General features: G+C 66.8%; 18 protein-coding genes. 12 read left to right on the forward strand and 6 right to left on the reverse strand.

The window, feature by feature from the left end:
- A partial coding sequence (locus AC1DRE_RS16855; protein WP_476985665.1) for an HNH endonuclease signature motif containing protein occupies positions 1-1,474 on the forward strand: 1,474 nt, incomplete at its 5' end.
- A 145-nt stretch (positions 1,475-1,619) separates the two neighbouring features.
- Here AC1DRE_RS16855 and AC1DRE_RS16860 read toward each other — a convergent pair.
- The gene (locus AC1DRE_RS16860) at positions 1,620-2,954 is read right to left on the reverse strand and encodes an FAD-binding oxidoreductase (protein WP_476985666.1); all 1,335 of its coding nucleotides are present in this window, start codon (positions 2,952-2,954) and stop codon (positions 1,620-1,622) included.
- Positions 2,955-3,145: 191 nt separating this feature from the next.
- Between AC1DRE_RS16860 and AC1DRE_RS16865 the strand changes: the two genes are divergently transcribed.
- The 7 genes from AC1DRE_RS16865 to AC1DRE_RS16895 all read left to right on the forward strand — a co-directional run bounded on the left by AC1DRE_RS16865 (position 3,146) and on the right by AC1DRE_RS16895 (position 11,869).
- Positions 3,146-3,556: a TOBE domain-containing protein gene (locus AC1DRE_RS16865; protein WP_476985667.1), complete on the forward strand. Its 411-nt coding sequence runs from the start codon at positions 3,146-3,148 to the stop codon at positions 3,554-3,556.
- Positions 3,553-4,371: a molybdate ABC transporter substrate-binding protein gene (gene modA / locus AC1DRE_RS16870; protein ID WP_476985668.1), complete on the forward strand. Its 819-nt coding sequence runs from the start codon at positions 3,553-3,555 to the stop codon at positions 4,369-4,371. Before AC1DRE_RS16865 ends, modA begins: the two co-directional genes overlap by 4 nt.
- Before the next feature lie 7 nt (positions 4,372-4,378).
- Positions 4,379-5,278: an ABC transporter permease gene (locus tag AC1DRE_RS16875; RefSeq protein ID WP_476985669.1), complete on the forward strand. Its 900-nt coding sequence runs from the start codon at positions 4,379-4,381 to the stop codon at positions 5,276-5,278.
- Positions 5,275-6,333, forward strand: a complete 1,059-nt coding sequence (locus tag AC1DRE_RS16880; protein ID WP_476985670.1) for a sulfate/molybdate ABC transporter ATP-binding protein — start codon at positions 5,275-5,277, stop codon at positions 6,331-6,333. The genes AC1DRE_RS16875 and AC1DRE_RS16880 overlap by 4 nt, the downstream gene beginning before the upstream one ends.
- A 197-nt stretch (positions 6,334-6,530) precedes the next feature.
- Positions 6,531-8,771 carry a choline BCCT transporter BetT gene (betT, locus tag AC1DRE_RS16885; RefSeq protein WP_476985671.1) on the forward strand — a complete coding sequence of 747 codons (2,241 nt, stop codon included), beginning with the start codon at positions 6,531-6,533 and terminating at the stop codon, positions 8,769-8,771.
- Positions 8,768-10,282 carry an aldehyde dehydrogenase family protein gene (locus AC1DRE_RS16890; protein WP_476985672.1) on the forward strand — a complete coding sequence of 505 codons (1,515 nt, stop codon included), beginning with the start codon at positions 8,768-8,770 and terminating at the stop codon, positions 10,280-10,282. Before betT ends, AC1DRE_RS16890 begins: the two co-directional genes overlap by 4 nt.
- 6 nt (positions 10,283-10,288) lie before the next feature.
- A complete protein-coding gene (locus tag AC1DRE_RS16895; RefSeq protein WP_476985673.1) occupies positions 10,289-11,869 on the forward strand; it encodes a GMC family oxidoreductase in 1,581 nt (526 codons plus the stop codon).
- Here the strand turns inward: AC1DRE_RS16895 and AC1DRE_RS16900 are convergent.
- A complete protein-coding gene (locus AC1DRE_RS16900; RefSeq protein WP_476985674.1) occupies positions 11,866-12,375 on the reverse strand; it encodes a carboxymuconolactone decarboxylase family protein in 510 nt (169 codons plus the stop codon). The genes AC1DRE_RS16895 and AC1DRE_RS16900 overlap by 4 nt on opposite strands.
- Before the next feature lie 368 nt (positions 12,376-12,743).
- Here AC1DRE_RS16900 and clpB point away from each other — a divergent pair, with 368 nt between their 5' ends.
- Positions 12,744-15,413 (forward strand): ATP-dependent chaperone ClpB, encoded by a 2,670-nt coding sequence (gene clpB / locus AC1DRE_RS16905; RefSeq protein WP_476985675.1) that lies wholly within the window; start codon positions 12,744-12,746, stop codon positions 15,411-15,413.
- Here clpB and AC1DRE_RS16910 read toward each other — a convergent pair.
- Complete coding sequence (locus AC1DRE_RS16910) at positions 15,410-16,159, reverse strand: septum formation family protein (RefSeq protein WP_476985676.1); 750 nt, start codon at positions 16,157-16,159, stop codon at positions 15,410-15,412. The genes clpB and AC1DRE_RS16910 overlap by 4 nt on opposite strands.
- Positions 16,160-16,460: 301 nt before the next feature.
- Between AC1DRE_RS16910 and AC1DRE_RS16915 the strand changes: the two genes are divergently transcribed.
- The 3 genes from AC1DRE_RS16915 (at position 16,461) to AC1DRE_RS16925 (ending at position 18,701) form a co-directional block, all read left to right on the forward strand.
- A complete protein-coding gene (locus tag AC1DRE_RS16915; RefSeq protein WP_104174527.1) occupies positions 16,461-16,694 on the forward strand; it encodes a DUF3073 domain-containing protein in 234 nt (77 codons plus the stop codon).
- Positions 16,695-17,037: 343 nt separating this feature from the next.
- Entirely contained in the window at positions 17,038-17,832 is a 795-nt protein-coding gene (locus tag AC1DRE_RS16920) for a VOC family protein (RefSeq protein ID WP_476985677.1), read from the forward strand.
- A complete protein-coding gene (locus AC1DRE_RS16925) occupies positions 17,829-18,701 on the forward strand; it encodes a VOC family protein (RefSeq protein ID WP_476985678.1) in 873 nt (290 codons plus the stop codon). The genes AC1DRE_RS16920 and AC1DRE_RS16925 overlap by 4 nt, the downstream gene beginning before the upstream one ends.
- A 79-nt stretch (positions 18,702-18,780) precedes the next feature.
- Here the strand turns inward: AC1DRE_RS16925 and purM are convergent, their stop codons facing one another.
- From purM to AC1DRE_RS16940, 3 genes are read right to left on the reverse strand one after another with little or no spacing between them, the layout of a single operon-like run.
- Positions 18,781-19,950 carry a phosphoribosylformylglycinamidine cyclo-ligase gene (gene purM, locus AC1DRE_RS16930; RefSeq protein WP_476985679.1) on the reverse strand — a complete coding sequence of 390 codons (1,170 nt, stop codon included), beginning with the start codon at positions 19,948-19,950 and terminating at the stop codon, positions 18,781-18,783.
- Positions 19,947-21,611, reverse strand: a complete 1,665-nt coding sequence (gene purF, locus AC1DRE_RS16935; RefSeq protein ID WP_476985680.1) for an amidophosphoribosyltransferase — start codon at positions 21,609-21,611, stop codon at positions 19,947-19,949. The genes purM and purF overlap by 4 nt, the downstream gene beginning before the upstream one ends.
- A 47-nt stretch (positions 21,612-21,658) precedes the next feature.
- Positions 21,659-22,009, reverse strand: coding sequence for a hypothetical protein (locus AC1DRE_RS16940; protein WP_476985681.1), 351 nt, complete (start codon positions 22,007-22,009; stop codon positions 21,659-21,661).
- Positions 22,010-22,014: the final 5 nt, after the last annotated feature.

Genomic DNA, 22,014 nt, shown 5'->3' on the forward strand with positions numbered 1-22,014 from the left:
GCTGCTCGGCTTCCGCGAGGCCGCGGACTTCGCCGACACGGTCGAGGAGATCTCCCGGGCCGTCGAGTACCTGCAGATCGTGTCGGCCGGGGCCGTGGACCGCAGCCGGCAGGCAGCCGCAGTGGCTGCGCGCTCAGCCGCAGTCGGCTCAGGATCGGCCGGCTGGGGATCAGCCGGCCCGGGCTCTGGTACGGCGGTCTCCGGCGCGGGGGCCGGCTGGGTGACCGGATGGGGCACCGATACGGCCGCAGCGGATCATAACGCTCCACCGGCGCCGAACCCCGCCACTTCGGACCCGGCCGATGACGGGTCCCGGAACGCGGCCGAGTTCCTCCGCGCCAGGCTGCGGATCAGCATTGCAGAAGCACGGCGCCGGATCAGCCTCGCCTCGGCGGTGCTGCCCAGGCCAGGGTTTGCAGGCCACACGGAACCTCCGGAGCGGCCCGAACTCGCCGCCGCCGTCGCCGCCGGGACCGTCGCGTCCCGCCCGGCGACCATCATCACCCTGGCCTTGGACCGGGTCCGGCACCACGCGACCGGGGAGACCACCGCCCGGATGGAACACGCCCTGACTTGCACTGCAGCCGAATACGACACGGACTTCCTCACCCGGGTCGCCCGCCGCTGGACCGACGCAATCGACCAGGACGGGTCCGAACCKTCCGAGGAAGAACTCCGCCGCCGCCAGGGYGTGTTCCTCCGGCAGGCCCGCCGCGGCCTGCAGCACATCGAAATCTTCGCGACCCCGGACCAATACGAACCCCTCCTGACCGTGATGAACACCGCCACCAACCCCCGCACCCAGGCCGGTACTACCGAGGACCGCGACGGCACGGACGCCGCGCCCGATGAAGCCCTGGACTTGCGGACCCGGCAGCAGCGGCTACTGGACGGCCTCGTCGGCGCATGCAAAGCAGCCCTGACCACGGATGCGCTCCCCGCCGCGGGAGGGCTCCGCCCCCAGGTCATGGTCACTATCGACTACCGCGACCTCCTGGACCGGCTGGGCCGCCTCAACCCGGATACCGGAGCCCCAGGCACCGGCAGGCTCCCCGGCACCGGGTCGTTCACGTTCACCGGCCCCGTCCCGGCCTCCCTGGTCCGGAAGATCGCCTGTGACGCGGACATCATCCCCGTCCTGCTCGGCAGCCAGGGACGCATCCTGGACATCGGCCGCACCACCAGGATCTTCCCGCCCCACATCCGCAAAGCCATCACCGCCCGCGACCAAGGCTGCGCCTTCCCCGGCTGCACCATCCCCGCCCCCTGGTGCGAAGCCCACCACATCACCTACTGGTCACACGGCGGACCCACGAGCACCGATAACGGAACCTTGCTCTGTTCCCATCACCATCATTTGATCCACAAGGAGCAGTGGCACATCCAGGTCAAAACCGGGGTCCCGTGGTTCATCCCGCCACCCCACATCGACCCACGCCAGCGGCCCCAACGGAACAACTACTTCAAGACCTGAAGTACCGGCTGAGGTCGGGCGCCGCTATGGATCGCACCGGAAGCCTGGAATGGAATCGGCCCGTTGCTAACGGCCGAAGGCACCCAGCTGCCGCCGTCCGACCCGCCGCAAGCACCAGGCCCCGCCTGCGGCTGGTCAATACGCCCTACGCCGGGGCGGGCGGGATGTTCTGGTTGCCGCGGAACACGTTGTCCGGATCGAACTCCCGCTTCACCTGGGACAGCCGGACGAAGTTCTCGTTCCCGAAGGCTGCTTGGACGCGGGCCTGCCCTTCGTCACCCACGAAGTTCAGCCACACTCCGCCGGTGGCATACGGCGCAATGTCATGGCGGAACCTCTTGACCCAGGCTTTGGCTTCCTGCCCGCGTTCGGGAGTCTCCTCGATGCCGAAGGGGTGGCTGACCCAGTTGGCATTGCGGTTCTGCAGGGGAGTCAGTGCGGCGGCGGGTCCGCTCACTGCCCCGCCCCAACGGGCTATCAGCTGTTGTGAATGCGGGCCCGGCAGGCGGTGGGCTGAATCGATGAAGATATCCAGTGCGTCGTCGGAGAGTTCGTTATGATAATCGGCGCTCCAGTAGTTGTAGAGGTTGGGCGGATCGTCGATCATGCACTGGAAATCGGCGTAGTTCATGTCGCCCACGAGGTCAACGGAGGGATTCAGCGCACGGTACGGTTTGACCTGTTCTGCACCTTCGGCCGCATCGCCGGCGAACACGTACGCCATCCCCACGGCCAACTTCCCGAGCATGTCTTCCGGCACGAACGGCTCCGGCGGGGCTGTCAGGTACACCAGGGCTGAGCCGACGGCGTCAGGCGCCTTGAGTGCCAAGTCCCGGTAGCCGCGGCTGATCTCGGGTGCCGCATCGCCCGGCCAGAGCATCAGTCCCGCATGGACCGTTGGACCCAGTTCGTGGAGCGCAAATTTGAAGGACGTGGCCACCCCGAAGTTTCCGCCACCGCCGTGCAGGGCCCAGAACAGTTCGGGGTTCTCTTGAGCGCTGGCCGTCACCAGTTCGCCGGCTGCCGTGACGAGGTCCACCGAGACAAGGTGATCGCAGGCGAAGCCGTATGCCCTTTCCAACCAGCCCGAGCCGCCGCCCAGGGTGAAGCCGGCCAACCCTGTGGTGGAGACGCGGCCACCGGTCATGGCCAGGCCGTACTGCTGCGTGGCACGGTCGAAGTCCCCGCAGGTCACGCCGGCGCCAACGGTTACAGTGCGGCTTTCCGGGTCCACCTCAATGGACTTCATCGGGCGCACATCCACCACCAGGCCGCCGTCGTTCATCGACATCCCGGCGACAGAATGCCCGCCTGCGCGGACAGCGACGGCAAGTTCGTTGTCCCGTGCATGCTTCAGGGCCTCGGCCACCTCGCCGGCAGTGCCGCATGGTGCAATCACGGCAGGGCGCCGGTCGATCATTGCGTTGAAAAGCTTCCGGGATGCGTCATAGTCCGGACTGTCAGGCCTGATCCATTGCATTGCAACGCTCCTTCGCGCTGGCGGCTCCGCCCCCACGAAAAATCGTACTGCCGCAGCACTCGGCGGGGCTACGGCTCCTTCCTACGGGAGTCTGTCGCGTGGGTTGCCTGGCCTTTCCAATGCGTCGACGACTCCGAATTTGCGGATAAATTTGCCTTTCATATCCGCAAATGAGGAAATATGCTTGTCTGATGTCAACGATTAGGATCGCGGAAGCTGCCAGGTTCCTGGGCGTCAGCGACGATACCGTCCGCCGCTGGACCGAGAACGGAAGCCTCGCTCCGCTGAAGGACGAATCCGGCCGCCTGGCCGTGGACGGGTTCGAGCTGGCCACTCTCGCCCGCGAACAGGCGCAACTCCCGGAGGATCCGACCCGCGTCGGCAGTTCGGCCCGGAACCGGTTCGTCGGCCTGGTCACGGGCATTACCGCGGACAAAGTCATGGCCCAGGTGGAACTGCAGTGCGGGCCGTTCCGGGTGGTGTCGCTGATGAGCAGCGAAGCTGTCCGGGAACTGGGCCTTGAGCTCGGCTCCGTGGCCACCGCCGTCGTCAAGGCCACCACCGTGATCATTGAAACGCCCCAAGGGAAGAGCATCGTGTGAACATCCGGAATCTGCGCCTCACCGCACTGCTGGCACTTGGCGCCGTCGCCTCCGGCCTGGCGGGTTGTGCCCCCGCATCCCAGTCGCCTTCAGCTGACGTGTCCTCGACCGGGACTGCCCGGCAGGGGGCCGGGCAGCTGTCCGGGACCGTCACCGTCTTCGCAGCGGCGTCGCTCAAGGCCACCTTCACTAAGCTGGCCGGCGAGTTCGAAGCGAAGAACCCCGGCACCAAGGTGACGCTCAGCTTCGCCGGTTCCTCGGACCTGGTCACGCAGATCACCCAGGGTGCGCCCGCTGACGTGTTTGCCTCGGCCGACACCAAGAACATGGCCAAGCTTTCCGACGCCAAACTCATTGACGGTACGGCGACGGACTTCGCCACGAACGTCCTGGAGATCGCCGTCCCGCCGTCCAACCCGGCGTCGATCGACTCCTTCGCCGGCCTCGCCAGGCCGGGCGTCAAGGTGGTTGTCTGCGCCAGCCAGGTCCCGTGCGGGGCCGCGACGGACGCCGTGGAAAAGGCCTCCGGCGTCACGATTTTCCCGGTCAGCGAGGAATCATCCGTTACGGATGTCCTGGGTAAGGTGACCTCCGGTGAGGCCGACGCGGGTCTGGTGTACGTCACCGATGTGAAGGGCGCCGGTGACAAGGTGAAGGGTATCCCCTTCGCCGAGGCCGGCAAGGCCGTCAACACCTATCCCATCGCCACAGTAGGCTCAAGCAGGAACAAGGAACTTGCCGCGGCCTTCATCGCCATGGTGACCGGTACCGAAGGCAGGAAGATCCTCACCGACGCCGGCTTCGGCGCACCGTAAGGAGACCATGGGACGGGCCAGGGCAAGCGGGTACGACGGCATCCCGCGATGGATCTACGCGATCGCCGCGGCGGGCGGCCTGTTTGTCCTGCTGCCGCTGGCCGCGATGGCAGCGAGGGTCAATTGGCCCCAGTTCATCCCGCTCGTCACGTCCGACTCCTCCCTGACGGCTCTCGGCCTCAGCCTGCGGACCTCGGCGGCGAGCACGGCCCTGTGCATCGTCTTCGGAGTGCCGCTGGCCTTGGTGCTGGCCCGTTCGACCTTCCCGGGCCAGCGCCTGCTGCGCGCCTTCGTGCTGTTACCGCTGGTGCTGCCGCCCGTGGTGGGCGGCATCGCCCTCCTGTACACCTTCGGCCGCCAAGGCCTGCTGGGCCGCAGCCTTGAGGTCGCCGGGATCCAGATTGCGTTTTCGACGACGGCGGTGGTCCTCGCGCAGACGTTCGTGGCGCTGCCGTTCCTGGTGGTGAGCCTGGAAGGTGCGCTGCGGACTGCCGGCGGCCGGTATGAGGCCGTGGCCGCAACCCTCGGAGCCCGGCCCACCACTGTGCTGCGCCGCGTCACCGTGCCGCTGGTGCTGCCCGGCCTGGCGTCCGGGGCTGTGCTGTCGTTCGCGCGGAGCCTCGGCGAATTCGGCGCGACACTCACCTTCGCGGGGAGCCTGCAGGGGGTGACCCGGACCCTGCCGCTGGAAATCTACCTGCAGCGGGAAACGGACGCCGATGCCGCCGTCGCGCTTTCCCTGGTGCTGGTGGCCGTCGCTGTGACCGTGGTGGGGCTGACGTACCGGCGCCCGGGCACGCCGGTCCGGCGCAGTGCCCCGGCAGGCGCGGACCCGGCAGGCGGGAACCCGGCCGGCGCTGGCCTGAGACGCTCCGCTGCCGGCGGACGATCGGACGGTAACCGGTGAGCTTTCACGTGCAGGCAGCGCTGGGTGCCCGCGGATTCGACGTCGGGCTGGGCCTTGCGCCGGGCGAAACCGTGGCGGTCCTTGGCCCTAACGGGGCAGGGAAATCCACCCTGCTCAATGTCATTGCCGGACTCCTGCGGCCCGATTCCGGCCGGGCCGAAATCGATGGAAAGGTGCTGTTCGACCTCGACGACGGCGCCAGCACCTGGACCGCGCCGCACCACCGCGGAACGGCCCTCCTCGCGCAGGAGCCGTTGTTGTTCCCGCACCTCAGCGCCCTGGAAAATGTGGCCTTTGGACCCCGCAGCGCCGGGATTCCGCGGAAAACCGCCCGGGAGTCGGCCCGGAAGTGGCTGGCCGCGGTGGACGCCGGGGAACTCGAAGCACGGCGGCCGGCCGAACTCTCCGGCGGACAGGCCCAGCGCGTGGCGGTGGCCCGGGCGCTGGCTGCCAACCCCGAGGTGCTGCTGCTGGACGAGCCCATGGCAGCCCTGGACATCCATGCCGCGCCGCTGCTCCGCAGGCTCCTGAAGAAGGTCCTGGCCGGGCGCCGCGCCATCATCATTACGCACGACGTCCTGGACGCCCTGATGCTGGCCGACCGCGTGATTGTCCTGGAGGCCGGCAGGATCACCGAGGAGGGGCCCACCCGGGAGGTCCTGCAGCGGCCGCGGAGCCGGTTCGCCGCCGGCCTGGCCGGCCTCAACCTCATTCCGGGGACGCTTACCTCCACCGGGATCCGGACAGCAGAGGGGCTGGAGGTGGCCGGGCACCAGGACGAGGAAGTGTTCCCGGCCGGCGCCGGGCAGTCCGGCGTAGCCGCGTTCCCGCCGTCGGCCGTCTCCGTGTTCCTGACCGACGCGCACGGCAGCCCGCGGAACTCATTCGCCGTCACGGTCACGGATCTGGAGCAGCACGGAGACCAAATCCGGGTCCGGGCCGACGGGATGTCCGCCGACATCACCCCCGCAGCCTCGGCGGACTTGGGGCTGGCCCCGGGAATGACGGTCTTTTTCGTGATCAAGGCGGCTGCAGTCGCCGTCTATCCCGCCTAGCAAACGCCCCCAAACTGCGGTAAACGGCACCAAACGAGTGAGTAGTCTCATAAAACTTGGGGGTGCGGCGGAGCGCGTTGATAGCGTCGAAAGCCAAGCCAGACTCAACACGACGCCCGGCCCGGCCCCCGCGCGCCATCGCGCCGCGCGGGCTGACCCGGGGCCTGGACCGCAGCCTCAAAACTGAAATGGGACCGATGAGCCAGAACTCCACACCGCCTTCCGGCGCGCCGTCAGGACCGGAAGTGTCCGCAGGGCCGCCGGCCACAGGACCGCCAGGGCGGGCATCCCCGGTGCCGGGCGGGCCGGGCAAGCCCGGCGGGCCATACGGCCCGGGCGGCCCGGCCGCGCCGGACTCCGGACCCGAACGCACAACACGGGTCAACAAGACCGTCTTCTTCGGCTCGGCGACTGGCGTGGTGGGAATCGCGTTGTGGGCCATCCTCGCCAAGGACAATGCCGAGGCCGTCATCGGCTCCATGGTGGGCTGGGTGTCCACCAACATGGGGTGGTACTACTTCCTGATCGTCACGGCCGTGGTGGCTTTCGTCCTCGTGACAGCGCTGTCCCGGGTGGGGAAGACCAAGCTCGGCCCGGACCATTCCAAGCCCCAGTTCGGCATGTTCACCTGGGCCGCCATGCTGTTCGCCGCCGGCATCGGGATCGACCTGATGTTCTTCTCCGTGTCGGAGCCGGTCAGCCAGTACCTGGCCCCGCCGCAGGGCGAAGGCGGCAATGCGGAAGCAGCGCGCCAGGCCCTGGTCTGGACCCTCTTCCATTACGGCATCACCGGCTGGGCGCTCTATGCGCTGATGGGGCTGGCCCTGGGCTACTTTGCCTACCGGCACAACCTTCCGCTGAGCATCCGCTCCGCGCTGTACCCGATCTTTGGCAAGAGGATCGAAGGCCCGGTGGGGCATGCTGTGGACATCGCCGCCCTGCTCGGCACCATCTTCGGCATCGCCACCTCGCTGGGCATCGGCGTCGTGCAGCTCAACTACGGGTTGAACTTTATGTTCGGCATTCCCGAAAACCTCTCGGTGCAGATCGGCCTGATCGCGCTGTCCGTGGTGATGGCTACGGTCTCCGTGGTCTCCGGCGTCGAAAAGGGCATCCGGCGGCTGTCCGAGCTCAACGTGATCATGGCCGTGGCCCTGATGCTGTTCGTGCTGGTGGCCGGCAAGACCAGCTTCCTGCTGGACGGCATCGTGCAGAACATCGGCGACGTCATGAGCCGCTTCCCGTCCATGACCCTTGATACGTTCGCGTACGACCGGCCCACGGACTGGATGAATGCCTGGACCCTGTTCTTCTGGGCGTGGTGGATTGCCTGGGCGCCCTTCGTGGGCCTTTTCCTGGCCCGCATCTCCCGCGGCCGGACCATCCGCCAGTTCGTGCTCGGCACCATGACCGTGCCCTTCATCTTCATCCTGCTGTGGATCTCGGTCTTCGGAAACTCCAGCATCGACCTGATCATGAACGGCAACGCGGCCTTCGGCGAGGCGGCCATGAGCCACCCGGAGCGCGGCTTCTACAGCCTGCTGTCCCAGTACCCCGGCGTTCCGGTAACGGCCGCCGTCGCCACCTTCACGGGACTGCTGTTCTACGTCACCTCGGCGGACTCCGGGGCGCTGGTGATGGCGAACTTCACCTCGCACCTCAAGGATGCCGACGCCGACGGCCCGGAATGGATGCGCGTGTTCTGGGCGGTTGCCACCGGCCTGCTGACCCTGGCCATGCTGATGGTGGGAGGGGTGTCCACGCTGCAGAACGCGACAATTGTGATGGGCCTGCCACTGTCCCTGCTCCTGGTGTTCATCATGCTGGGGCTGTACAAGGCCCTGCGCGTGGAGAACTCCCTCAACGACAGCTACCGGGCCAGCCTGCCGGGCATCATCACCGGCCGGGCAGGGGAACAGCGCGGTGGACGCAGCTGGCGGCAGCGGCTCACCCGTGCCATGAGCTACCCGGGGCGCCGGCAGACCACGCGCTTCATGGAAACCGTGGCGGTTCCGGCGCTACGCGAGGTCAGCGAGGAACTGAAGACCCAGGGCGCCGAGACGGTCCTTTCGGTGTCCACTGTGGAATCCTGCGGGATCGACAGCATCGACCTGCAGCTTGCCATGGGGGAGGAGCGGCCCTTCAAGTACCAGATCTATCCGGTGCAGTACGAGACGCCGTCCTACGCGACCAGGCGGGCAGACCCGGACGACCACTACTACCGGATGGAAGTGTTCTCCCTCGAGGGCAGCCACGGCTACGACCTTATGGGCTACACCAAGGAACAGGTCATCACCGATGTCCTGGACCATTACGAGCAACACCTGGAATTCCTGCACCTGAACCGTGCAGCACCGGGGAACACCGTCCTCGTCGAGGACCAGGTGGCAAAAGACAATTGGGAATCAGACTTCGAAACGCAGGAGGCAGCGAAATGACCACCGCAACGCTATTCATCGGCGGCACCTGGAGCGCGGCGTCCGACGGCGGCACCCGGGAGATCCGCTGCCCGGCCGACGGCGAGCTGGCCGGCGTCGTCTCCGAAGCCAACGCCTACGACGCGGTCCGTGCGGTCGCCGCCGCCAGGGCGGCGTTCGACGGCGGCGAGTGGGCCGGTATCCCGGCCCTGGAGCGCGGCTCGTTCCTGCTGCGAGTGGCCGCGAGGCTGCGGGAGCGGAAGGACGAATTCGCCCGCGCCGAAACGCTGGACACCGGCAAGCGCCTGGTGGAAAGCGAAATCGACATGGACGACATCGCCAAGTGCTTCGAGTACTTCGGCAAGATCTCGGGCCAAGACTCCGGCAGGCTCGTGGACGCCGGCAGCAGCACCGTGGTCAGCCGGATCGAATACGAACCCGTGGGCGTCTGCGCGTTGATCGCCCCCTGGAACTACCCGCTGCTCCAGGCAGCATGGAAAATCGCCCCGGCGCTCGCGGCCGGCTGCAGCTTTGTGCTCAAGCCCAGCGAGCTCACACCCCACACCGCGATCCTGATGATGGAGGTCCTGGAAGAACTGGGCCTGCCCGCGGGCGTGGCCAACCTCGTCCTGGGCGACGGCAAGACTGTCGGATCCGTGCTGTCCGGCAACCCGGACGTGGATCTGGTGTCCTTCACCGGCGGACTTGAAACCGGCAAGACCATCGCCGCTTCGGCAGCGGCCACGGTCAAGAAGGTGGCCCTGGAGCTGGGCGGGAAGAACCCCAACATCATCTTCGCGGACGCCGACTTCGACGCCGCGCTGGACAATGCGCTCAATGCCGCCTTCGTCCACTCCGGCCAGGTCTGCTCCGCCGGCTCGCGCCTGATCATCGAGGAATCCATCGCCGAACGGTTCGTGGACGAGCTGGTCCGCCGGGCGGAGCGGATCCGCCTGGGCGGTCCCTTCGACCCCGACGCCGAAACCGGGCCGCTGATCTCCGCCGCCCACCGTGACAAGGTGGCCGCCTACGTGGACAAAGGCATCGCCGAGGGCGCACGGCTGCGCTGCGGCGGAAAGCGGGGCGACGGCGAGCTCAAGAAGGGGTACTACTACCTGCCCACCGTCCTGGACCAGGTCACCAGCGGAATGTCCGTCCTCAAGGACGAGGCCTTCGGCCCGGTGGTCACCGTGGAAACCTTCGCCACCGAAGCGGAAGCCGTCCGGCTTGGCAATGACACGCACTATGGCCTGGCCGGTGCCGTCTGGTCCCAGGACGCCAGCAAGAGCCAGCGGGTGGCCCGCAAACTGCGCCACGGCACCATCTGGATCAACGACTTCCATCCCTACCTGCCACAGGCGGAGTGGGGCGGGTTCGGCCAGTCCGGCGTCGGTCGGGAGCTGGGCCCCACGGGCCTGGCCGAATACCAGGAAGCCAAGCATGTCTATCACAACATCGATCCACAGGTGACGGGCTGGTTCGCGGACCACACCGCAGCCGGGAACACATCTACCGCCGCAGAGGGGGAGTAAACGCATATGACAGCCTTGGACAAGACTGACTTCGACTACATCGTCATCGGCGGCGGTTCCGCCGGCGCAGCAGTGGCCTCACGGCTGAGCGAGGACCCTTCGGTGGAAGTGGCGCTGGTGGAAGCCGGGCCCGACGACCGCGGTGTCGAGGCCATCCTGCAGCTGGACCGCTGGATGGAGCTGCTGGAATCCGGGTATGACTGGGACTACCCCATCGAGGAGCAGGAAAACGGCAACTCCTTCATGCGCCACGCCCGCGCCAAGGTGATGGGCGGCTGCTCCAGCCACAACTCCTGCATCGCCTTCTGGGCTCCCCGCGAGGACTTCGACGAGTGGGAGCAGAAGTTCGGCGCCACCGGCTGGAACGCCGAGATGGCCTACCGGCTGTACAAGCACCTGGAAACAAACGAGGACGCCGGTCCGGACGCGCCGCACCATGGCGACAGCGGTCCGGTGCACCTGATGAACGTGCCCGCGGCGGACCCCTGCGGCCGCGCCCTGCTGGATGCCTGCGAGGAATCCGGCATCCCGCGGGTGCGCTTCAACTCCGGCGAAACCGTGGTCGACGGCGCCAACTTCTTCCAGATCAACCGCCGCGCCGACGGCACCCGATCGTCGTCGTCCGTTTCCTACATCCACCCGGTCATGGACCGGCCCAACTTCACCCTGCTGACCGGGCTGCGCGCCCGCGAACTGAAGTTCAGCGCGGACAACCGCTGTACCGGCGTCGACGTCGTGGACAATTCCTTCGGGAAGACCCATGCCCTGACCGCACGCGCCGAGGTGATCCTGTCTGCCGGCGCCATCGATTCGCCCAAGCTGCTGATGCTTTCCGGGATCGGCCCGGCCGCGCAGCTGGCAGAGTTCGGGATTCCGGTCCGCTCCGATTCGCCCGGCGTGGGCGAGCACCTGCAGGACCACCCCGAAGGCGTCATCCAGTGGGAGGCCCGGAAGCCCATGCCGGAATCGTCAACCCAGTGGTGGGAAATCGGGATCTTCACCGCCACAGAAGCGGGCCTGGACCGGCCGGACCTGATGTTCCACTACGGCTCCGTGCCGTTCGACATGCACACCCTGCGCCAGGGCTACCCGACGACGGACAACGGCTTCTGCCTCACGCCGAACGTCACGCACGCCAGGTCGCGCGGAACGGTCCGGCTCCGCAGCCGCGACTATCGGGACAAGCCCAAGGTGGATCCGCGGTACTTCACCGACCCGCACGACATGCGCGTGATGGTGGCGGGCATCCGCAAGGCCCGGGAGATCGTGGCGCAGCCGGCCATGGCCGAGTGGGCGGGCAAGGAACTCTACCCGGGCGAGGCCGTCCAGAGCGATGCGGAAATCACGGACTACATCCGCAAGACCCACAACACGGTCTACCACCCCGCCGGAACTGTCCGGATGGGCGCTGCGGACGATGCGATGTCCCCGCTGGATCCGGAGCTGCGGGTGAAAGGCGTGACCGGGCTGCGCGTGGCGGATGCTTCCGTCATGCCCGAGCTGACCACAGTGAACCCGAACATCACCACCATGATGATCGGGGAGCGCTGCGCGGAACTCGTCAGGGCCGCGCGGCCGGCTTCCTAGCGCGCCTCGGATTCATCCCTGGCTTCCCGACGCACGGGGTGCTGGCTGGTGATGGACACGCGGTTGAACGCGTTCATGGTGATCACCAGCCAGCTCACCGCCGAATACTCTGCCGCATTCAGGTGCTGCCGGGCATAACCGTCCTCGCGGTCCCGCGTGTGGGCATCCGGCAGGGTGGTGATGGACTCCGCAAGCGCCAGGGCGGCGCGTTCCTTCTCGGTGAAAAGGGCGGTGTCCCGCCAGGCTGCCAGGACGGCGAGCCGCTGCGTGGTTTCCCCCTTCTTGAGGGCATCGGCAACGTGCATGTTCAGGCAATAGGCGCAGCCGTTGATCTGCGAGATGCGGACGTTGAGGAGCTCGGTGAGGGCCCTGCTGATGCCGGCCTCGTCAGCCGCTTCCCGTGCCTTGAGGCCGAGTCCGTTAAGTGCCCGCCAGACCGACGGGCTCTCCTTGTCGATGAAAATGTGCTGGGTGGTGGGGTGCGCGGCTTCAGTGGTCTGGTCCATGGCTCCCAGAATACCCACCCCTGCATGACAAGTTTTGTCACTATCGTGACAAGCGCAAGAAAGCATTGTAGTGTTTTCAACGGATCCCGCCCGCCCCTGCGACGGGCGGTGGTCCACCAAAGAAGTCTCTGTGTGGGGCCGTGCATCAGCGATGTGCAGGCTGCCGCACCAGCCGGAGGGCGGTTCCTTGGGGGAACCGCCCTCCTGCATGTCCGGACCCCCTGGAATCCCAGCATCCCGACTACGGGCCGATCGCCCCTAGACAGCCATTTCGCCGTCGGCAAACATGGACTAAAAGACCCAGTCCGCAAAGTTGAGCGTTGTACACTCAACTTTAAGAGTTGATCTACCCCCGAAAGGAGCTCTCTTTGGACGCCAAGTTCACCACCAAGAGCCAGGAGGCTCTTTCCGCTGCCGCCATGAACGCCTCCACGGCGGGAAATCCGCAGGTTGAGCCGGCCCATCTCCTCAAGGCGCTCATGGACCAGCGGGAGGGTGTCGCCGTCGCGCTCCTCCGCGCCACCGGCGCGGACCCGGACGCTGTCAGCGTCCAGGCCAGCACGGCCATCAAGGCCCTTCCGGCCTCGTCAGGCACGTCGGTGCAGCAGGCCCAGCTTTCCCGGGCGGCCCTGCAGGCCATCAAGAATGCCCAAAACGAGGCGGATAAACTGGGGGACACTTTCGTTTCCACCGAGCATCTTCTGCTGGGTCTCTCCGCCAGCAGCGACGCCGTCGGCAAGCTGATGCGCGACGCCGGCGCTTCCCACGAAGCGCTGCTCGCCGCCCTGCCGGGTGTGCGCGGGGACCGTAAGGTCACCAACGCCGACCCGGAGAACACCTTCCAGGCATTGGAGAAATTCGGCACGGACCTTACTGCCATTGCGCGGTCCGGCAAGCTGGATCCGGTCATTGGCCGCGACGCCGAGATCCGCCGCATCATCCAGGTGCTGAGCCGCCGCACCAAAAACAACCCGGTGATTATCGGCGAGCCGGGTGTCGGCAAGACCGCTGTCGTTGAGGGTCTGGCCCAGCGGATCGTCGCGAATGACGTGCCGGAAAGCCTGCGCGGCAAGACCCTCATTGCCCTGGACCTGGCCTCGATGGTGGCCGGGGCAAAGTACCGCGGCGAGTTTGAGGAGCGGCTGAAGGCCGTCCTGGAGGAAATCAAGAGTTCCGAGGGGCAGATTGTCACCTTCATAGATGAGCTTCACACCGTGGTGGGGGCGGGCGCCTCCGGGGACAGCTCCATGGACGCCGGCAACATGCTCAAGCCCATGCTGGCCCGTGGTGAACTGCGCCTGATCGGCGCCACCACCCTGGACGAATACCGCGAGAACATCGAGAAGGACCCTGCCTTGGAGCGCCGCTTCCAGCAGGTGTTCGTGGGCGAGCCGAGCGTGGACGACACCATCGGCATCCTCCGCGGCCTCAAGGAGCGCTACGAGGCCCATCACAAGGTCTCCATCGCGGACTCCGCCCTCGTCGCTGCCGCGACGCTCTCCAACCGCTACATCTCCGGCCGGCAGCTGCCTGACAAGGCGATCGACCTCGTGGACGAGGCTGCCTCCCGCCTGCGCATGGAGATTGATTCCGCGCCGGAGGAAATTGACCAGCTGCGGCGCCAGGTGGACCGGCTGACCATGGAAGAGCTGGCCCTCGCCAATGAGAAGGACGCAGCGTCCGTGGAGCGCCTGGCCGCGCTGCGGGCGGACATGGCGGACAAGAAGGAAGCACTGTCGGCACTCAACGCCCGCTGGGAGGCTGAGAAGGCCGGCCTCAACCACGTCGGTGACCTCAAGGCCCGGATCGACGAGCTGCGCTCGGCCGCAGAGAAGTACCAGCGCGAGGGGGACCTCGCTGCAGCCTCCCGCATCCTTTACGGAGAACTTCCCGCGCTGGAACGCGAGCTGTCCGCTGCCGCCGAGGCCGAGTCCGCCCGGGTGGCCGGCGGTGGCGCCAAGCAGGAACTCATGGTGGCCGACGAAGTCACGGCGGGTGACATTGCTGAGGTGATTTCGGCCTGGACCGGAATTCCGGCCGGGCGCATGCTGCAGGGCGAAAGCCAGAAGCTGCTGCACATGGAAGAGGAGCTCGGCAAGCGGCTGATCGGCCAGAAGAAGGCCGTCGCGGCGGTGTCCGACGCGGTCCGCCGTGCCCGCGCGGGCATCAGCGATCCGCACCGGCCAACCGGATCGTTCCTGTTCCTGGGACCCACCGGTGTGGGCAAGACCGAGCTTGCGAAGGCACTTGCGGAGTTCCTGTTCGATGACGAACGCGCCATGGTGCGGATTGACATGTCCGAGTACGGGGAAAAGCATTCCGTCGCGCGGCTGGTCGGAGCGCCTCCGGGCTACGTGGGGTACGAGGAAGGCGGCCAGCTAACCGAAGCCGTCCGGCGTCGTCCGTACTCCGTGGTGCTTTTGGACGAAGTGGAGAAGGCTCACCCCGAGGTTTTCGACATCCTCCTGCAAGTGCTCGACGACGGTCGCCTCACCGACGGCCAGGGCCGCACCGTGGATTTTCGCAATGTGATCCTGGTCCTGACCTCGAACCTTGGCAGCCAGTTCCTGGTGGACCAGACCTTGGATGCCAACGCCAAACGCAGTGCCGTCATGGCCACGGTGCATGCTTCGTTCAAGCCTGAATTCTTGAACCGGCTGGACGAAGTGGTGCTGTTCGATGCCCTGGACGTCGAAGAGCTGGCCCGGATCGTGGAGCTCCAGGTGGCAGAACTCGGCCAGCGGCTGCACGACCGCCGGCTCAGCCTGGAAGTCACCGAAGGCGCCCGGGCGTGGCTGGCCATGACGGGCTTTGATCCTGCCTACGGGGCACGGCCGCTGCGCAGGCTGGTGCAGCGCGAAATTGGCGACCGGCTGGCCAAGGCCATCCTCGCCGGTGACATCGCCGACGGGGACACCGTCCTGGTCGACACCGCCGCCGACGTCGACGAACTCACCATTGCCAGCCTGGAAGGCCGGGAAGGGCCCGACGGCGGTGCCCTTGCCGGCAGCGGGTTGTCCGTGCGGCGGAAGAGCTAGGGGATGAGGGATTCCATGATGATGTTGCCCTTGTCCGCCGTGACATAGCAGTCCACCCGCCGGTCGCCCTGTTCCCAGCTGGTGTCGCTGGGGTAGGCGTTGCGTTGCATGAGGACGTAGTTGGCCACGGCGTCGGTCAGCCCTGCGCCCTGGCAGATCTCGCGGCCCTTTTCCCGAAGTGCGGCAACGCCAGGGTACGAGTCCGACTCCGGGTAGCGGTGCACGGCGACCAGCTGGGCGGAGTGGCCCGTGGTGCAGGGCACTACCCGGGATTCGGTGGCTTCGGGATCGAAATTCTCGAAGCAGTCGCCCAGCTGGTAGTCCAGGGCCCCCACCCCATCCAGGGGGAGCTCGCCCCGGGTTGCCTGCGCGGAGGGGGACGCCGACTCCGTGGCCGGGGGCTGGGTTGTTGCCTGCTGGTTGCCGCTCCCGAGCAGGGTGGCAACCCACCAGATAAGCAGGCCCAGCAAAATCAGGCCCGCCACCACGATGCCGGCCTTCAGCAGGGTCTCCTTTGACACAGCCGACGGAGTTTCGTTGGAGAGAGTGTCGTCGGACGGATCGGACGTCTCATCAGACGGCGTGTCGCCAGGCAGTGCGGGATCGTCCGTGCCGGCCGGCGGCTGGATGGGAAGGCTGCTGGTCGGCGGCCGGGCAGGGGGAGGCGGCACGACTGGCGGCAGTCCGGTTCCCGGGGGTGTCTTCGGGTTCCCTGTGCTGTTGCCTGTTGTGTTCTCGTCATTCACGTGAGGATTCACCCTTCCCGGCGTCCTTTCCTGGCTTTTCCCTGCTTTTCCCCGGAGGAAATGTCGCAGATGCGGCCGCTGGCTTGGAGTCGCTCAAACGACTCTACCGAAGAAAATAGGGAGGCCGATATGGCCGGGACCAGCGCAAACGTGGCAACTCTGCTCCGGAGGCAACGGGTCGGGGCGCAGTTACCGCTGAAAGCATGTAATCTAGGTGTACGACAAATTGACCAAACATTCCGGGGCCTCACTAACGCCAATGGTGACCACCTCCGGTCCGAGTACAAAAGGGGGTCACGCCATGGGGCGCGGCCGTCAAAAGGCAAAAGCTACCAAGCAGGCTCGGGATATTAAGTACTATTCCCCGAACACTGACTACTCTGCTCTTCAGCGTGAGCTCAAGAGCTCAGAGGGTCGTGCACCGAGCCGTTTCTCGAGTGAGCCGGTTGAGCCGGATTATTCGGCTTATGTGGACAAGTACGCGGATGATTTGGAAGAAGACGACGACGAGGTAGACACCCGTCGAATCGGCTAGTTGTCGCCCGCTGAACCTGCCGTAAGGCAGTCAGCGGCGTGCCGTCGTCGTACTTTTCACCACAGTGTCCCGTACGACACTTCGGCTCTTCTTTTCCGGCACCCCGTGTGCTGACTTCAGTTATCAGGCCCGTCAGGGCATGCCGGCTTCCGGTGTGCCCTGACGGGCCTTTCTGCTGTTACCCGCCCGTTGTCAGGGTCGGTTCCGACCGGAACATCCTGCTCCGAGCGATGTGGCGGGGGCGATGTTGTCAGCCGTGTTGTCAGTGCCGGAGCCCCGTACTAGGTTGATCGTGGGCTGTTCCATTGACGGGTCCACCGGCGGTCGAAGGGGATTGATTTCCATGCCAGAAGTTGAGGGCTACAAGCAGGGCACGCCGTGTTGGGCGGACCTCTCTGCGAGCGACATCGAGGCGGCCAAGGAGTTCTACTCGCAGCTGTTCGGCTGGGAGCTGGATGCAATGCCCGCAGGCGCGGACATGACGTACTACATGGCCCGGCTGCAGGGCCGCTACGTCGCCGGGATGATGCAGCAGATGCCGGACATGGCGTCCGCCGGGTTGCCGTCCTACTGGGCCAGCTACCTTGCCGTGGACAATGCCGACGAAGCGGCCGCGAAGGTCGCCGAGGCAGGCGGAACCCTGCTGTATCCCGTGGATGATGTGGAAAACGGCGGCGGGAGGATGTTCTTCGCGGCGGATCCCACCGGCGCCCAGGTGGGCTTCTGGCAGGCCGGGTCCCACATCGGGTCCGGGCTGGTGGACGAACCCGGCGCCCCGGTCTGGAGCGAGCTGCAGACAAGCGACGTCCCGCAGGCCGTCCGGTTCTATGAGGCTGTGACCGGATGCACCACGGAAACCGCACCCGCCGGCGAGCTCGGCGAATACACCAACTTCATGGTGGACGGAAAGCCCGTGGCCGGCGCGTTGAAACAGCCCATGGGAGGGATGCCGTCTTTCTGGATGACCTACTTCAAAGTCGAGGACGTGGACCTGGCCGCCGCCCGGGCGGCCGAACTCGGCGGGCAGGTCCATGTGCCCGGGTTCGACGTCCCGGGTGTGGGGAGGCTGGCCGTGCTGACGGACCCCAACGGAGCCGCCTTCAGCATCATGGCTGCCGAAAGTGCAGGCACACGATGACCGGGCGCACCACCTTCAACGCCGGCGAGATCTGCTGGACTGACCTGCAGACCAAGGATGTGGAGGCCGCCAAGGCGTTCTACGCCGCGGTTTTCGGCTGGCGCTACGAGGACCTGCCCACGCCGGACGGGCGGAGCTACGCGAAGGCGTTCCTGGACGACGACCTGGTCACCGTCATTGCACCCCGGAACCCCCATCAGGAAGCCTCCGGAACAGCCGCGAAATGGAACATCTACTTTGCTGCCGCTGATGCCGGGGCCATCGTGGAGGAGACCCCGCACGCGGGCGGCTCCGTGGAGTTCGGCCCGGAAGAGGTGGAGGACACGGGCGTGATGGTGTTCCTGGCCCCGCCCGGCGGCGGCACCACCGGCGTGTGGCAGCCGGGAACGCACACCGGATCCGCGAGGTACAACGAGCCCGGCGCCCTTGCCTGGGCGGAGTTGCTGACACCAGAGCCCCAGGCCGCCGTCGCCTTCTTCCAGCAGCTGTTCGGGCATGAGGTCACCGAATACCCGCAGGACGACGGCGGAACGTACACCACGCTGATGGTGGACGGCGCGGAAGTAGCGGGGATCGCACCGCTGCCTAAGGATGACGCCGACGGGGACGAAGCGGAGTTCTGGGGTGCGGAGCCGGAGTACCCCGCCGGTGACGGGGACGACGCGGAGCCTGAGGAGCCGGCGCTGCAGACGGGCTGGCAGGTGTACTTTGGCGTCTCCAGCGTCGCGGACGCCGTGGCGGCAGCGGTGGCTGCGGGCGCCGTCGTCCTGGTCGAACCGGAAGCCGACAGCAGCGACGACCAGGAAGCCGGAAGTGTGGCCACCCTGCAGGATCCGCAGGGCGGCGTGTTCAGCGTGCTGGAGGTTTAAACACGTCGAGTGCTCCGCAACTGCCGTTATGGACCTGCTAAACGGCGGTTGCGGAGCACTCGATGAGGTTTAGGAACCCTTAGGCGTAGGCGTTCACCAGTCGGACTGCGCCGCCGTCAACACCCTTGGCGCCCTGGACGTAGTCCGGGCCGGTCTTGACGATTGCGTCCGAGTTCTGTTCCACCGTGCCCATGATCCAGGACGGCAGGCCGCGGTCGTTGAGGCGGTTCACGGCGGCGTCGGCGGCTTCGGGGGAGACGATTGCCACCATGCCCACGCCGAGGTTCAGCGTGCGCTCAAGGTCGGCCAGCGGGACGTTGCCCAGTTCCGAGACCAGCTTGAAGATGGCGGGCAGTTCCCACGTGGCACGGTCCACCGTGGCGATGAGGCCCTGCGGGAGGACCCGGGCCAGGTTGGCTGCGAGGCCCCCGCCGGTGACGTGGCTGAAGCCGTGGACGGCCTTGCCGGCTGCGGAGCCGTTCACCGGGAAGGTACGGGCCAGGTCCAGGCAGTCGGCCGCGTAGACGCGGGTGGGCTCGAGCAGTTCCTCGCCCAGCGTGCGTCCGAGTTCGGAGACCTGGCGGTCCAGGGCCCAGCCGGCGTGGTTGATGACGCGGCGGACCAGGGAGTAGCCGTTGGAGTGCAGGCCGGAGGAGGCCATGCCGATCACCACGTCGCCGGCACGGACACGGTCCGGGCCCAGCAGCGCGTCGGCCTCGACCACACCGGTGGCGGCACCGGCGACGTCGTATTCGTGCTCGCCCAGCAGGCCCGGGTGCTCGGCGGTTTCGCCGCCCACCAGGGCGGTACCGGCCACGGAGCAGGCTGCTGCAATGCCGCGGACGATGTCCGCGATTCGCTCGGGAACAACCTTGCCGCAGGCGATGTAGTCGGTCATGTAGAGCGGCTCGGCACCAACCACCACGATGTCGTCCACCACCATGCCCACAAGGTCGAACCCGATGGTGTCATGGATGTCCATGGCCTGGGCGATGGCCACCTTGGTGCCCACGCCGTCCGTGGATGTAGCCAGCAGGGGGCGCTTGTAGGTGAGGAGCTTCGAGACGTCGTAGAGGCCGGCGAAGCCGCCCACGCCACCGATCACCGAGGAATTGTGGGTGGCCTTGACGGCGTCCTTCATCAGTTCAACGGCGCGGTCTCCCGCTTCGACGTCTACGCCGGCAGAGGCGTACGTGATGCCGCGGGCTGTCTCTGAGGAGTTGCCGGCGGTGGGTGATGCGGAAGTCATACGGACTCTTTCTTGTCAGAGGTCAGACGGTCAGCGTCGGTCAGCAGGTTCTCGAACTCGGCGTCCGGTCCCGGATCGCAGCCCGTGGCGCCCGGCTTGCCCGCCGGGTCCTCGTCCGCGTCAACAGCAACGGCTGCACCAGCCGGAGCGGCGGCGGATCCTGCGGCGGCGGATCCTGCAGCGGGCAGGCCGCCGAGGTCCGTGCGCTCCAGCAGGTTCTTGCCGAGCTTGTCCGCGCCGGGAAGCTCGATGGGGTACTGGCCGGTGAAACAGGCAGTGCACAGACGTTCGCGCGGCTGCCGCGTGGCGTCGATCATGCCGTCCTCGGAAATGTAGGCGAGCGAGTCGGCGCCGATGGCCTGGGAGATTTCCTCGATGGTGGCGCCGTTGGCGATCAGCTCCGCGCGGGAGGCGAAGTCGATGCCGTAGAAGCAGGGCCACTGAACGGGCGGGGAGGAGATCTTCACATGCACGGAGGCGGCGCCGGCCTCGCGGAGCATCCGGACGATGGCGCGCTGGGTGTTGCCGCGGACGATCGAGTCATCCACCACCACAACGCGCTTGCCGCGGATGACGGACTCGAGGGCGTTCAGCTTGAGCCGGATGCCCAGCTGGCGCAGCGTCTGCGACGGCTGGATGAACGTGCGGCCCACGTAGGAGTTCTTGACGAAGCCGTGCGCGAAGGGGATGCCGGATTCCTCGGCGTAGCCCACGGCCGCGGGGGTGCCGGACTCGGGGACCGGGATGACGATGTCCGCTTCCTGGATGTTTTCGCGGGCCAGCTGGCGGCCCATCTCCACGCGGGATTCGTACACGGAGCGTCCCGCGATGGCGGCGTCCGGGCGGGCAAGGTAGACGTATTCGAAAACGCAACCCGCCGGCGTCGGCTCCGCAAAGCGCTGGGACCGCACGCCGTCTTCGTCGATGGCGATGAACTCGCCGGGTTCGATTTCACGGATGAAGCTCGCACCAACGGTGGCCAGGGCCGACTGCTCGGAGGCAACCACCCAGCCGCGTTCCAGCCGGCCGAGGACCAGCGGGCGGATGCCGTAGGTGTCGCGCGCGGCGTAGAGGGTGCCTTCGTCCATAAAGACGAAGCAGAAGCCGCCCTTGATCTTGGGCAGCAGCTCAATGGCGGTCTGTTCGAGGGACTTGCCCTCTTCGCCCTCCAGCAGTGCCGTGACCAGGGCGGTGTCCGAGGTGTTGCCCTGCTTCATCTCGCCGCTGAGCTGGCCGCCGTTGCGCTCAATGATCATGGCGTTGAGCTCGGCGGTGTTGGTGAGGTTGCCGTTGTGGGCCAGAGCCACGGTACCCGTGGCCGTTGCGCCAAGCGTGGGCTGGGCGTTGGCCCAGTGGCTGGCGCCGGTAGTGGAATAGCGGCAGTGGCCGACGGCCAGGTGCCCGGTCAGGGTGTTCAGCGTGGTCTCGTCGAAGACCTGGGATACGAGGCCCATGTCCTTATAGACGTTGATCCGCTTGCCGTCGCTGGTTGCTATGCCAGCCGACTCCTGACCGCGGTGCTGCAGTGCATACAGCCCGTAATAGGTGAGTTTTGCTACCTCCTCACCTGGTGCCCAGACCCCAAAGACGCCACAAGCGTCCTGAGGGCCTTTTTCGCCAGGGAGAAGATCATGAGAAAGTTTTCCATCGCCGCGTGCCACTGGTCGATTATCTCACGTGATGGGGTAGGACTTTTCCGGGCGCCCGTTTATGACTGACTGCCGGCCGTGGTGCCGTTGCCGGCGCCGTCGGCCGGATCGCTGCCGGGCCCGGTCTCCGGGACGGCTTCGACGACGGCGTGTTCGGCGCGACGGACGCTGAGCCGGTCCAGCAGGAGCGCGACAATTGCGCCCAGAATCACGCCGCCGGCGCCGAAAAGAACCAGGAAGAAGCCGAAGACGGAGCTCGGTTCGTAACTCGGGTCCCCGGGCAGGGCAAACGCAATGACCGCCGCCACGATGATTCCCACGAGGCCGCCCAGTATGAGGAACGGCACGTATTTGGGTGCCCGGCGGACGGTGATTTCGCGCCGCTCGGCGGGGGTGTCTTCAGAAGCCATGCCTT

It is taken from the genome of Arthrobacter sp. P4_H3 (genome assembly GCF_056400885.1).